The sequence below is a fragment of the Magnetococcales bacterium genome (genome assembly GCA_015231925.1).
In the GTDB taxonomy this organism is placed as follows: Bacteria; Pseudomonadota; Magnetococcia; order Magnetococcales; family JADGAQ01; genus JADGAQ01.
Window position 1 is genome coordinate 1 of sequence record JADGAQ010000117.1, and the last position, 12,946, is coordinate 12,946.

The following is a 12,946-nucleotide window of genomic DNA, read 5'->3' on the forward strand; positions in this document are numbered from 1 at the left end:
GATGAAACCATGGAAACCCTGCGCAGACACGAACAAACCGGCAGACCCCTGGGCAGTGATCTTTTTTTGGACAAACTGGAAACCCAATTGAAGCGGATCCTCAAACCTCAAAAACCAGGGCGTAAGAGCGCCAATCGGGTCCACTCCTGAGCGAGTCCATGACCTCCTCGATCTTCTCCAGTTCAATGGAGGGAATTTACGAACACCCTGCCAAATTCCGGGAATTCCCTTGAGGAGAAAGACTTCCACGGGTCAAGATTTCACCGCTCGCTCAATGGCCTCGGTTAAGAACGGGTTGATGAGGCTCTTGCCCAAGGCCTCGGCTACCGGTATCGCGTGCAGCTCCGGCGGCACGCGCCCATGATCTTCCCTGAAAAGGGCTTGTCAGGTCGCTCACCCCTTGCGGCGCAAGTTTCGAGCTAAAAGTCCACCGTTTCCCGCAAAACCTGTCTCCCTTCGGCAACGGATTCGCCGTGGAAGGTGAGGATTGGTTTGATGCCGGCGACACGCCCCACTAAACATTTATCCTCGTCACTATACTCGATATGGGCGGCGTAGCCCTTGTTCATCATGGGGGTCATGGCTTGACTCCGATAGGTTCCGGAAACTCACGGATGGCGCGGATTTGACAGGGTTTGGCCTCCTTGGGCGGATGCGGGCGAGGGAAGTCGGCACGTTCACCCTGCAGTGTGAAACCTACCCGCGAACCATTTCCTTCGATGACTTCAGCGCCAAGAGCGACGAACAACGCCTCTATCCGGTCCATTCGAGAGAGACGCCAACCGGCGATGAAAAGAGGGCTTCGAGGGGATGGCGATGGTTGCTGTTCCTGCTGCAAGGCGACCACTCTTGCGTTTGCCGAAGGTCTAATGCAGCAGCGGGGCCACCTCGTCGAAACAGGTAACCCGGTTGCGGCCCTGTTTTTTGGCCATGTACATGGCCTGATCCGCCAAACGCTGAATGTCGGCGATGCAGTGGTGATGCGGTTCACTGCGAGCCAGACCGATGCTGGCCGTAATGCGCAACGCGGTATCCCCGATACGGGGCATGGACGCCTCGATCTCCTGCCGCAGCTTCTCGGCCAGCAACCTGGCGCCCTGCAGGTCGGTGTTCTGCAGAAACATGGAAAATTCCTCCCCGCCGATACGTCCCAGCAGATCACTTTGCCGCGTCTGACGGATCATGCAGTTTGCCACACCCTTCAAAACCGTGTCTCCGGCTTCGTGACCATACCGGTCGTTGATCGATTTGAAATGGTCCAGATCGATGAACAGAACCGAAAAGGGCGTTCCGCTGCGTTGCGCCAGATGAATCATGCGGTCGCATCCCTCGTAAAAGGCCCGCGCATTCATCAGGCCGGTCAACGGATCCCGACTGGCAAGCTCCCGATACTTGCGATTCGATTCCAGCATGCGCTGGTAAAACGACATGGAACGGGTGGTGTAGATGTGAAAAAAGAGGCTGGAGGCGACAATGCTCAGGGAATAAGTGGCGATCGCGTTCGGGGAATAGGGTGCGGAAAGGTGATGATTGAGCGCCACCACCACCCCGACCGAGGCGATCGTGGTGGCCAGACCGGCTTTCTGCCCCAGCAGGATGTAAACGCCCGCAATCTGCAAATAGAACCAGGCCACCCGGAGTTCGTCCGCCGGAACGTATATCAGGGCGACGATGTACAGCAGAAAGGCCATGGTGCCGTAGATCCAGGCAATGATCTTGAACAGATGTTTCCTGCCCCACATGAACGAAAGCAGACAGATGGTGATGCCGAAGTAAACCTTCTGATAGAACAGGTGGGTCTCCCCCACATGGTTCCAGTCCTGCCACTCGGCCACGAAAAAGAGCGCCGTGATCAGCAGACCCGTCAACATCACCGAAAAGAGGAAATGAAACTGAAAGCGGAAATACTCTTCATCCTCGCTGAAGTGGCCACCGCCGAGGATATAGTGAGCCAGCTTGTTGAGTGGTTTGGGGAACGAGGCGTTTTGTCCGGGCGCGTTCAGCGAGGCAAAGTCGGAATCGTGTTTCGGCATGTCCATCACGCGGTCATGGAGGATGTTTTCACTTTTCGCAACTTATCACGGTTCTTCGGCGGAGGGGTCATTTACTTTGTAAATTGATAAAATAGCCGGGCGTATTCCGGCAGACCGCGAGGCCGAGGTTCATGGCAGGATTTCGATGGGGGTATCCGCTGGCACCGCCTGCCACAGCTCTTCGATTTCTCGGTTGGTCAGGGCGACGCAGCCACGGGTCCAGTCCAGCAGACGGTGCCAACGGCCCAGCCAGCCCAGGCCGTTGGGCAGACCGTGCAGAAAGATGGCCCCGCCCGGCGACACCCCTCTCTGTCCGGCGCGGGCCGAATCCTCGGCGTTGGGATAGGAGACGTGAAGCGAACGATGATAGGCGCTGTTGGCCATGCGGCTGTCGAGCCGGTAGCTCCCTTCCGGAGTGCGGTTGTCCCCTTCCTGCTCCTTGGGGCCTGTGGGCTGGCGGCCGAGGGAGACGGTGTACTCCCGAAGCACCTGCTCCTTGCGGAACAGAATCAGCAGCCTCCTCGACTTGTGCAACACCACCCGGTCGGCGTGAATGCCTTCGGGCACGGGCGTGCCGTCCGGCCACAAGCCGCCCGCCAGCAGGGCCGCCAGCACCACCGTGCCAATCACCAGGGGTCGGAAAGAGGGTCCGGAAGAGATCATCGTGCCACCGTCGCCTGCCTGAAGAGGGAAAGGGAGGGATTCCCTTCCACCCTTCGGCAGTAACGGATGCTCTGACGAAAATCAAGGTGTTGCGCGTTCCGTCCTTCCCGGCAGCAGAATCGACAGCAAGGCCGCAGCCAGAACGAAGCCGGTGGACCACCACAGGCAGCCGGTCAACCCCTGGGTCTGATAGGCCCATCCGGAGAGCAGGGTGCCCACCAGCCGTCCGGCGGCGTTGGCGCTGTAGTAAAAGCCGACGTTCATCGCCACCTTGTCGTGGTCCGAATAGGAGAGGATCAGATAGGAGTGGAGGGAGGAGTTGATGGCGAAGACCACGCCGAAGGCGGCCAGTCCGGCCATCAGGGAGAGGGCGGGGTCGTAGCCCTGATGGAGGGCCAGGGCGATGCCCGCCGGAAAGGCGGCCAGCAGAAAGGCGGCGTTGCGGGCGGTGGCTCCCGTGGGATGCCGGTCGCTGCGGAAGAGCAGGGGCACACCGGCTTGCACGAAGCCGTAACAGACCACCCACAAGGCCAGAAAGCTGCCCACTTCCACATGGTTCCAGCCCACCACCGACTGCAGAAAGACCGGCAGACCCACCACGAACCAGACATCCCGTGAGCCGAAGAGGAAGAAGCGGGCTGCGGCCAGCACATTGATTTCACGGGTTTTGGAGAAGATCTGGGAGATTTTGGCCTTGCTTTTGGAGGCCCCCATGGCCGAAGGCAGGGCCCAGCCGGTGAGGATGTAGACCAGGAACAGAGCCCCGGAGAGGGCGGCCAGGGTGGTTTGGAATCCCAGCAGTTGCAGCAGCAGCGCCCCCAGGAAGAACCCGGCTCCCTTGAGGGTGTTCTTGGATCCGGTGAGGATGGCCACCCACTTGAAGAGGCGGCCTTCGGCGTCGGCACCCTGAGGGGTGACCAGCTTGACCCCCGCCTTGGCGCTCATTTTGTTGAGATCCTTGGCGATGCCGGACAGGGCCATGGCGGTCATGACGTAGCTCACGCTCAACCACGAGGGGTCCATGGCCAGCATGCCCAGGGCGAAGACCTGCAGAAAGCCGCCGATGATCATGGTGCGGTTCAGCCCGATGCGACTGGCGATCCAGCCGCCCACGCCGTTGGTGAGGATGCCGAAAATCTCGTAAAAGAGGAACAGAAAGGCGATGGAGAGGGGCGAAAAGCCGAGATTGTGAAAATGCAGCACCACCAGCATGTGGATGGCGCCGTCGGTGAGGGTGAAGGCCCAGTAGGCCAGGGTGATGATCAGGTAGAGCCGGAAGCCCAGGGTAGCGGTTGCCATGGTTGCCTCGTGAAGCCGGGAGGGGGGTGGCCCCTCCCGGTTGGTGGACGGATGGCCAGGGGAGCCCTACAGCGAACGGGCCACCTTGGCTGCCAGTTCCACCATGCGATTGACGTAGCCCCACTCGTTGTCGTACCAGGCGAAGATCTTCACCTGGGTGCCGTTGACCACCATGGTGGAGAGGGCGTCGATGATGGAGGAGCGGGGATCGGTCTTGTAGTCGATGGAGACCAGGGGCAGGGTTTCGAAACCGAGAATGCCCTTGAGGGGGCCTTCCGAAGCGGCCTTCAGAAAACCGTTGACCTCTTCCACGGTGGTGGGGCGCTCCACCTCGAAGACCACGTCGGTCAGGGAGGCGTTGAGCAGGGGCACCCGCACCGCGATGCCGTCGATCTTGCCCTTGAGCTGCGGGAAGATCTCGATGATGGCACGGGCGGAACCGGTGGTGGTGGGAATGAGGGAGAGGCTGTTGGCCCGGGCGCGACGCAGATCCTTGTGGCCCAGATCGATGATGGTCTGGGTGTTGGTGATGTCGTGAATGGTGGTCATGGTGGCGTGACGAATGCCCAGATTCTCCAGAATCACCTTCACCACCGGCGACAGGCAGTTGGTGGTGCAGGAGGCGGAGGTCACGATGCGGTGTTGGGCGGCGTCATAAAGGCTGTCGTTGATGCCGTAAACCACGTTCAGCACCCCCGGCTCCTTGACCGGCGTCGAGACCACGACCTTCTTCACCCCCCGGTCGAAGTAGGGCTGCAGGGTGGCTGCCGTCTTGAACTTGCCGGTGCATTCCAGTACCAGATCGACTCCCAGGGCTTGCCAGTCGATTTCGCCGGGCGTTTTGGCCATGGTGTATCCCAGACGTTGTCCGTCGATGCGAATGGCCTCGCCTTCCGCCTGGATATCCCGATCCCAGCGGCCATGGACCGAATCGTACTTGAGCAGGTGGGCCGCGCAGGTCGCATCCCCCAGGATCTCGTTGACATGGACGAATTCCAGCTCCGGCAAACGACCCCAGGCCGCCCGCAGACCCAGCCGTCCCATCCGTCCGAAGCCGTTGATGCCCACACGAATCGCCATGGTCTTCTCTCCTTTTGTGCGGTTTCGAATAGAGTCGCGGTTCCTTCCCTGAAACGATCCGTTCAGGGCGGTGTTTATCTGTTTCGGCGAATATATCGTTATGCGAATATGTTGTCAAGAATGGTTTCGATTTCCCGTGGAGGGAGCGGGTCCACTCGATTAGACTGGTTTCGGAGCCATGAGACAGGCAGTTTGGGGAGGAGGATGCGGCGGTTATGGAAGAGGTAGCCATCATCGACTTTGAGACCACGGGGCTTTCTCCTGGGCAGGGGGCGCGGGCCACGGAGATAGCGGCCATCGTGGTGCGGGAGGGGAAGCTGGAGCGGCGCTATCAGAGTTTGATGAATGCCGGGGTGTGGGTGCCGTCGTTTATCACCCAGTTGACCGGCATTACCAACGACATGGTGAAAAGGGCTCCACCGGCGGCGCGGGTAATGGGCGAGGTGGCGGATTTTGTGGGGGATTTGCCGCTGGTGGCGCACAATGCTTCCTTTGACAGCAAATTCTGGGAGGGGGAGTTGGCGATGATCGGGCGCAAGCCCTGTCAGGAGTTTGCCTGCACCATGCTGGCGGCCCGGCGCATTGTTCCGGATGCGCCGAACCATCGCTTGACCACCTTGTCCGCTTTCATGCGGTTGCCGGATACGGGGAGGGCCCACCGGGCCATGGCGGATGCGGAGACGGCGGCGCATCTGCTGCTGCGTTTGGAGTCGGCTTTGGTGGAGCGATACGCGGTTCGTGAACTCTCTCATGCCTTGATGCGCCGGGTGCAGCGGGCCAAGGTCGGGGATATCGAGCGTTTTTTCAGGGCCTGAAAAGAGGTTGATCTTTCCAGTCATACGGGGGTCCGGGGGGGATTATCCCCCCCCGGCGGGGTTTGGGGCGGAGCCCCAAGGTGTTGAAGTGGCCTATGGCGGGTCGAAGCCAATAGGTGAAATGATCGACTCTGAACCGCCACCAAACCGTGTTACCCCTCGACCCGCCGGAGGGGGCCAGGGGAGGGGCTCACCCTCCCCATCCTTGAACGTGCCAGCAAGACGCAACCAGGGGAATGATCACCCCGGACCCTCGCCGAACGGAACAACGCGCTCCAAGATAATCGCGGTTTGGCAACCGGCAATACCCGTTATTCCGTCTCTTCCCGAACCGGGGGTGCTTCTTCCCGAACCGGGGATGCTTCTTCCCGAACCGCAGGCACCTCTTCCCGAACCGGAGGGGCCTCTTCCCGCTCGCCACCCTCTTCGGAGCCGCCCTCCTCGGAAAAGAGCGAGGGCTGATCCGTCCCTGCGGCGCGGGTCGGGGTGCGACGGCGGCGACGGCGACGGCGGGGACGGGCAGCGGTTTCGCCGCTGGCGGATTCTTCCGGTTCGCCGTTTTCCGCAGTCCCCTCGTCGCTGCCCTCGGTCGCTTCCACAGAAGGCGTGGCATCCCCTGTCGGGGCTTCGGTGGGCGGAGGAAGAATATAGAGCCCCGGAACACCGGTACTGACGGCCACAGGGGCCGGAGCTCGGGTGGGACGGGGATGCGAGGTGCGGGGAGGAGCCTCTGCCGCAGGCGCGGCGGACTCGGCGTCGGACGTGGCGGCGGAGCCATTCTCCCGAATTTCACCCGTGCCGGCGCTGCCGCGACGACGACGACGTCTCCTGCGGCGGGAGCGGGTCGGCGCACCCTCCTGCTCGGGGTTTGCGGCCCCGGCGGCGGAAGCGACGACCGGCATCTCCTCGTCGTCCAGTTCGGGATCAAACCCGTCCGGATCGATGTCGGGCTCCTCGTCATCCTCCGGAGGCGGAGGCAGACGGGGCGGTTCCGGAGGCGGGGGCAACTCCTCTCCCTTGGGACGCTCCACCACCTCCTTGCGGAACTGGGGCGAGACGATTTCCGGGTCTCCCAACACCGAAATCTTGACCAGATTGGCCTCTTCCATGCGGGTCAACTGGGTCCGTTTCTGGTTGAGCAGAAAACTCACCACGTCGGGAGAGGTACGGAAGGTCAGACGGGAATAGCGACCGGTGGAGGCGGTCTCCTCGATGATGCGCATGAGACGAATGGCGCTCGATTCCACGGAACGCACCGTGCCCAGACCGCTGCAACGCGGGCAGATCTGACGGCTCGATTCGCTGAAGGCGGGCTTCAGACGCTGCCGGGAGAGTTCCAGCAGACCGAACTGGGAGATCTTGCCCATCTGGATCTTGGCCCGATCCATCTTGATGGCGTCCTTGAGACGCTTTTCCACGTCCAGATTGTGTTTTTTGTCCTCCATGTCGATGAAATCGATGACGATCAGACCGCCGAGATCCCGCAACCGCAGTTGCCGGGCGATTTCGTCCACCGCCTGCATGTTGGTCTTGAAGGCGGTGTTTTCGACACTCTTTTCACGGGTGGAGCGACCGGAGTTGATATCGATGCTCACCAGGGCTTCGGTGATGTCGACCACCAGATAACCGCCGCCCTTGAGCTGAATGACCCGGTCGTGCATCGACTCGATCTGGTCTTCCACGCCGTAGCGGGCGAAAATGGGCTGTCTTTCCCGATAGGGTTGCACCACCTTCAGGAAACGGGGCATGAGCAGGCGCATGAAATCCTTGCCGCGCCGGTAGGCCTCGTTGCCTTCGATGAGGATCTCCGCCATGTCGGAGGTGTAAAGATCCCGAATGGTGCGGATGATGATGTCGCCCTCTTCGTGGAGCAGGATGGGGGCTTTGACCAGCTTGGTCTTCTCCTCGATCATCTTCCACAGGCGCATCAGATAGCTCATGTCCCGCTGAATCTCGCGCTTGGTGCGTCCGAGACCGGCGGTGCGGATGATCAGGCTGATGGAGGCGGGAATCTCCATCGAGCCCATCAGTTCCTTGAGCTTCTTGCGCTCTTCGGGATCGACGATTTTCCGCGAGACCCCGCCGCCGCCGGAGTTTTCCGGCAAGAGGACGGTGTAACGGCCCGCCAGGGAGATGTTGGTGGTCAGCGAGGCCCCTTTGGTGCCCCGGGTCTCCTTGACGACCTGCACCACCAGGTTCTGACCCTTGACGAGAATCTTCTGGATGGGCACGCTACGCCGGCGCTGAAAAAAGCGGCTGCGGCTCTCTCCCAGAAGGGATCCCTCTTCCTCATCGCCCACATCGTCCCCTTCCTCGCCGGTGGGGTCCTCTTCGGGAAGATTTTCCGGTTCCTCGGTGAATTCGGGCGGGTAATATTTGGGGTGGATGTCGTTTACCGAAAGAAAACCTTGCCGACCCCCGTTGAAATCGACGAAGGCCGCCTGAAGGGAGGGTTCCACCCGGGTGACCCGGCCCAGGTAGATGTTGCCTTTGATCTGTTCTTTGGTGGAGGACTCGATTTCCAGGTCGAGAAGGAGTTGATCTTGGATGACGGCAACGCGAATTTCTTCAAGGTGCGTTGCGTCCACCAGCATATGTTTTGTCATGCGTGTTCGGCTCCTGCCATGTTTGGTTCGCTCCCCGGGCAGGGCATCCCCATAGGGATGGCGGGCGCCAGGGACGTTTAGGACGGTGTTTTCGTTTGCTGTGCGCTGACGTGGAATCGGGGGAGGAGACGGCACTCCGGTTCAAGGTGGCGGCTCCTGCGACCCCGATTGCATTCGTGAATCGGGGCTATCATACGATCAATCTGATCGGGAGGCAAAGTTGGTGATGGAGACAAATGAGGGGAATTTGCCGGTTTGCCATCTCGAAGTGACTCCGGAGGAGTCCGGCATGCGTCTGGAGCGCTTCATTCAGCGGCGCATGAAGGATTTGCCGGAGGTGGCGATCTTTCGTTGGATCCGCACGGGACAGGTGCGGGTGGAGGGAGGACGCTGCCGTGTGGGACGCCGGGTGGAGGCGGGGGAGAAGGTGCGGATTCCGCCCCACCGGCCGGTGGTGGAGGCGGAGGGTGGACAGTGCGTGCCCCGACGGGTGGTGGAGGGCTTAAGGGAGCGCATTCTGTGGCGGGACGAGTGGCTGCTGGTGATGGACAAACCGGAAGGCATGGTGGTTCATAGCGGCAGCAATCAGAGCTGGGGGTTGATCGACGCCCTCAAGGAGTACTGGCGCGGACAGGGATTGCCGGGCCTGCCGGAGTTGTGTCACCGTCTGGATCGGGAGACCTCGGGCTGTCTGCTGCTGGGGGTGGATCGTCGGGCGGTGGCCGGACTGGTTGCGGCTTTCAAACAGGGTCGGGTGGCCAAGCGCTATCTGACCCTGGTGCAGGGGCAACCGCCGGAGCGGGGGACGATTTCCGCGCCGCTGGTGAAGGGGCATCTGCAGGGCGGGGAGCGCATGGTGGTGGTGGAGGGGCAGGGAGGACAACCGGCCCTGACCCGTTACCGGGTGCTGCACCGTTTTCCCGAAGCGGCGTTGTTGCTGGTGGAGCCGGCCACGGGGCGCACCCATCAGATTCGGGCCCACTGCCAGTGGGCCGGGCATGTTCTGGCCGGAGATCCCAAGTACGGGGAGAAGACCTTCAATCAGCGCCTGCGGGAGTTGGGTCTGCGCCGTCTCTTCCTGCACGCCTGGGAGGTGACTTTTTCCCATCCCCTGACCAATCGGAGCGTGGTGGTGCGGGCCCCGTTGCCCGCCGATCTCCAACAGTTCCTCGGCAAGCTCGATGCCGCTTTCCACTGGGAGGAAGGTATTGATATCTCTGGTAATATTTGATTGCGACGGCACTTTGGTGGACAGCCTGGAAGGCATCACGCGCTGCATGATGCTGGCTTTTCGGGACGAGGGTCTGCAACGGCCCGTCTCCGAGGCGGAGGTGCGCAACGTGGTGGGGCTTTCTTTGGGATTGGCGGTGGAAACCATGCTGCCCGGTGTCGAGGAGGTGGTGCAGAACCGGGTGGTGGAGCGCTACAAGAAGCACTATAAGGAGTTGGCCGATGCCAGGCAGTTGAGCAATCCCCTGTTTCCGGGGGTGAAGGAGACCCTGGACCGTCTGCGGGATCGGGGTGTTCGTCTGGCCATGGCCACCGGCAAATCGCGGCGGGGGGTGGGGCGCACGCTGGAGGAGACGGGGCTGGGGCCCTGGTTCGCCACCGTTCGCACCGCCGATTGCGCCCCGTCCAAGCCTCATCCCGGCATGATCGAGCAGATTCTTCAGGAACTGGATTGTCCCCCCGACGAGGCGCTCATGGTGGGGGACACCGATTTCGACATCCTCATGGGTCATGCGGCGGGGGTGCGAACCTGCGCCGTGACCTACGGCTGCCATGACCGGCAACGCCTTGCCGCAGCCAAACCGCACCACTGGATCGAGGCCATGCCCGAATTGTTGGCCCTGCCGCTGTGGTAGGGCAATGGCCTTTGAAAATAACGGGGGTCCGGGGGGGATTATCCCCTCCGGCGGGGTTCGGGGCAGCGCCCCGAGGTGTAGAGGTTGACGTAGCGGGTCGAAGCCTGAAGGAAAACGCACCAACCCGATTCTCCGCACAATCCAGGAATACATTTCGACCCGCCGGAGGGGGCCAGGGGAGGGCCTCATCCTCCCCATCCTTGAACGCGCCGGCAAAGACAAAAGGCCACATCAATACCTCGGGGTGCTGCCCCGAACCCCGCCAGGGGGATTCCCCCCGGTCCCCCGTATCAATTCCAAGGCGATTACCCCGGTCCGGGCCATTTTTCGGGTTGAACGGATCCTGATTTGCTGTACTCTTGAGCGTTTCTCCCGCTTTTCCGGGGGTGATATCGATTCAGGCCATGGAGGATCCCCATGAGTCCCCGTACCTTGTTCGACAAGATCTGGGAGCAGCACGTCATCGAGCGTGATGCCGACGGCACCTGTCTCCTCTTCATCGACCGGCATCTGGTGCATGAAGTCACCAGTCCCCAGGCCTTCGAGGGATTGCGTCTGGCGGGACGCCGCCTGCGTCACGCCGAGCTGACTTTCGCGGTGCCGGACCACAACGTGCCCACCTGCAATCTGGAGCAGGGCATCACGGATCCGGTCTCCCGCACCCAGGTGGAGACCCTGGATCGCAACTGCGGCGATTTCGGCGTCACCCAGTTCGGTTTGGGGGATATCCGTCAAGGCATCATTCACGTCATCGCGCCGGAACAGGGCATCACCCTGCCCGGTTGCACCGTGGTCTGCGGCGACAGCCATACCGCGACCCACGGGGCCTTCGGAGCGCTGGCCTTCGGCATCGGCACCTCGGAGGTGGAGCATGTGCTGGCCACCCAGACCCTGTTGCAGAAGAAGCCGCGCTCCATGCTGATCCGGGTGGAGGGCGTTCTGCCCGAGGGTTCCACGGCCAAGGATATCATTCTGCATATCATCGGGAGCATCGGCACCGCCGGGGGTACGGGTTACGTCATCGAATTCGCCGGTTCCGCCATCGAGGCCCTCTCCATGGAAGGTCGCATGACGGTGTGCAACATGGCCATCGAGGGGGGCGCCAAGGCGGGCATGATCGCCGTGGACCAGAAGACGCTGGACTATTTCGAAGGCCGGCCCTACGCCCCGAGAGGCCCGGCCTGGATGGCGGCGGTGGCGGCCTGGAAAGAGCTGCGCAGCGACCCCGGAGCGGTTTTCGACGCCGTGGTGGAGGTGGATGCCTCCCGCATCGTGCCTCAGGTGACCTGGGGTACTTCGCCGGAGATGGTGACCGGCGTCGACGGACGGGTGCCGGATCCGGCGCAACAGCCCGACGCCATCAAACGCGGCTCCCTGGAAAAGGCCTTGGCCTACATGGGCCTGCGGACGGGTACGCCCATGACCGAAATCGCCCTCGACAAGGTCTTCATCGGCTCCTGCACCAACAGCCGCATCGAGGATTTGCGGGCTGCGGCCAAGGTGGTGGCGGGCAAACGGGTGGCCCGATCGATCCGTCTGGCGCTGGTGGTGCCCGGTTCCGGGCTGGTCAAGCAGCAGGCGGAGTCGGAGGGGTTGGATCGCATCTTCCGGGAGGCGGGTTTCGAGTGGCGCGAGCCGGGCTGTTCCATGTGTCTGGCCATGAATGACGACGTGCTGGCTCCCGGAGAGCGTTGCGCCTCCACCTCCAACCGTAATTTCGAAGGCCGTCAGGGCAAGGACAGCCGTACCCACCTGGTCAGCCCTACCATGGCGGCGGCGGCGGCCATCGCGGGCCATTTCGTCGATATTCGTTCCTGGCAGGGTTGAGGAGGGATCCATGTTGCCATTCCGGGTTTTCAACGCCATCGTGGCCCCTCTGGATCGCGCCAACGTCGATACGGACGCCATCATTCCCAAACAGTTTCTCAAGTCGATTCAGCGCAGTGGTTTCGGTCCCAACCTCTTCGACGAGTGGCGTTACCTCGATCGGGGGGAGCCGGGCCAAAGCTGCGAAGGGCGGCCTTTGAACGGCGCGTTCATCCTCAATCAGCCCCGTTATCACGGGGCGGGCATCCTGCTGGCCCGGGACAATTTCGGTTGCGGCTCCTCCCGGGAGCATGCCCCCTGGGCGTTGCTCGACTATGGTTTCCGGGCCATTCTGGCGCCGAGCTTCGCCGACATCTTCTTCAACAACTGTTTCAAAAACGGCATTCTGCCCATCGTGTTGCCCGTGGAGCGGATCGAGGCGTTGTTCGCCGCCACCCTGGCTCAGGAGGGCTATCGCCTGACGGTGGATCTCCCGTCCCAGACCGTGGTCCAACCGGATGGAACGGCCTGGCCCTTCGAGGTCGATCCCTTCCGCAAACACTGTCTGCTGGAAGGGTTGGACGACATCGGCCTGACCCTGCAGCGCACCGCCGCCATCGAGGCCTTCGAGGCGACGCGGCGCTCGGCGGTTCCCTGGGTTTTCCTGGCTTGATTTTGGGTTACTGTTCAGGATCCTGCACAGCGCGGCGTGACGGTATCAACAGCGAAAGGAAAAGTCCCAGGGGTGCCCCCTGGACCCCATGGGGTTGGAAGTCAAC

The 12,946-nt window shown here is 62.0% G+C and carries 10 protein-coding genes and 1 pseudogene; 5 read left to right on the plus strand and 6 right to left on the minus strand.

From position 1 onward, the window contains the following. Positions 1-252 precede the first annotated feature (252 nt). From HQL56_12835 to HQL56_12855, 5 genes and pseudogenes are all read right to left on the minus strand, one after another. Positions 253-581: pseudogene (locus HQL56_12835) on the minus strand (type II toxin-antitoxin system HicB family antitoxin). Positions 582-866: 285 nt separating this feature from the next. Next, positions 867-2,039 (minus strand): diguanylate cyclase, encoded by a 1,173-nt coding sequence (locus HQL56_12840; GenBank protein ID MBF0310405.1) that lies wholly within the window; start codon positions 2,037-2,039, stop codon positions 867-869. 123 nt (positions 2,040-2,162) lie between these two features. Beyond that, a complete protein-coding gene (locus HQL56_12845; GenBank protein MBF0310406.1) occupies positions 2,163-2,696 on the minus strand; it encodes a L,D-transpeptidase family protein in 534 nt (177 codons plus the stop codon). An 81-nt stretch (positions 2,697-2,777) separates the two neighbouring features. Continuing rightward, a complete protein-coding gene (gene arsJ, locus HQL56_12850; protein MBF0310407.1) occupies positions 2,778-3,995 on the minus strand; it encodes an organoarsenical effux MFS transporter ArsJ in 1,218 nt (405 codons plus the stop codon). Positions 3,996-4,061: 66 nt separating this feature from the next. Further along, the gene (locus HQL56_12855) at positions 4,062-5,075 is read right to left on the minus strand and encodes an ArsJ-associated glyceraldehyde-3-phosphate dehydrogenase (protein MBF0310408.1); all 1,014 of its coding nucleotides are present in this window, start codon (positions 5,073-5,075) and stop codon (positions 4,062-4,064) included. Between the two features lie 215 nt (positions 5,076-5,290). On the opposite strand from HQL56_12855, the gene HQL56_12860 reads away from it, so the two are divergent. After that, complete coding sequence (locus HQL56_12860; protein ID MBF0310409.1) at positions 5,291-5,890, plus strand: 3'-5' exonuclease; 600 nt, start codon at positions 5,291-5,293, stop codon at positions 5,888-5,890. Between the two features lie 311 nt (positions 5,891-6,201). Here HQL56_12860 and HQL56_12865 read toward each other — a convergent pair whose 3' ends face one another. Continuing rightward, positions 6,202-8,496, minus strand: coding sequence for a ribonuclease E/G (locus HQL56_12865; protein MBF0310410.1), 2,295 nt, complete (start codon positions 8,494-8,496; stop codon positions 6,202-6,204). Between the two features lie 223 nt (positions 8,497-8,719). Between HQL56_12865 and HQL56_12870 the strand changes: the two genes are divergently transcribed. From HQL56_12870 to leuD, 4 genes are all read left to right on the plus strand, one after another. Further along, positions 8,720-9,727: an RluA family pseudouridine synthase gene (locus HQL56_12870; GenBank protein MBF0310411.1), complete on the plus strand. Its 1,008-nt coding sequence runs from the start codon at positions 8,720-8,722 to the stop codon at positions 9,725-9,727. Beyond that, the gene (locus HQL56_12875) at positions 9,705-10,361 is read left to right on the plus strand and encodes an HAD-IA family hydrolase (protein MBF0310412.1); all 657 of its coding nucleotides are present in this window, start codon (positions 9,705-9,707) and stop codon (positions 10,359-10,361) included. The genes HQL56_12870 and HQL56_12875 overlap by 23 nt, the downstream gene beginning before the upstream one ends. Before the next feature lie 417 nt (positions 10,362-10,778). Then, entirely contained in the window at positions 10,779-12,188 is a 1,410-nt protein-coding gene (leuC, locus tag HQL56_12880; protein MBF0310413.1) for a 3-isopropylmalate dehydratase large subunit, read from the plus strand. Between the two features lie 10 nt (positions 12,189-12,198). Then, entirely contained in the window at positions 12,199-12,840 is a 642-nt protein-coding gene (gene leuD / locus HQL56_12885) for a 3-isopropylmalate dehydratase small subunit (GenBank protein MBF0310414.1), read from the plus strand. Positions 12,841-12,946: the final 106 nt, after the last annotated feature.

Bases quoted from the DNA above. Each gene is read 5' to 3' on its own strand.
- HQL56_12840 (MBF0310405.1), bottom strand. From the start codon at position 2,039: ATGGACATGCCGAAACACGATTCCGACTTTGCCTCGCTGAACGCGCCC.
- HQL56_12845 (MBF0310406.1), bottom strand. From the start codon at position 2,696: ATGATCTCTTCCGGACCCTCTTTCCGACCCCTGGTGATTGGCACGGTG.
- arsJ (MBF0310407.1), bottom strand. From the start codon at position 3,995: ATGGCAACCGCTACCCTGGGCTTCCGGCTCTACCTGATCATCACCCTG.
- HQL56_12855 (MBF0310408.1), bottom strand. From the start codon at position 5,075: ATGGCGATTCGTGTGGGCATCAACGGCTTCGGACGGATGGGACGGCTG.
- HQL56_12860 (MBF0310409.1), top strand. From the start codon at position 5,291: ATGGAAGAGGTAGCCATCATCGACTTTGAGACCACGGGGCTTTCTCCT.
- HQL56_12865 (MBF0310410.1), bottom strand. From the start codon at position 8,496: ATGACAAAACATATGCTGGTGGACGCAACGCACCTTGAAGAAATTCGC.
- leuC (MBF0310413.1), top strand. From the start codon at position 10,779: ATGAGTCCCCGTACCTTGTTCGACAAGATCTGGGAGCAGCACGTCATC.
- leuD (MBF0310414.1), top strand. From the start codon at position 12,199: ATGTTGCCATTCCGGGTTTTCAACGCCATCGTGGCCCCTCTGGATCGC.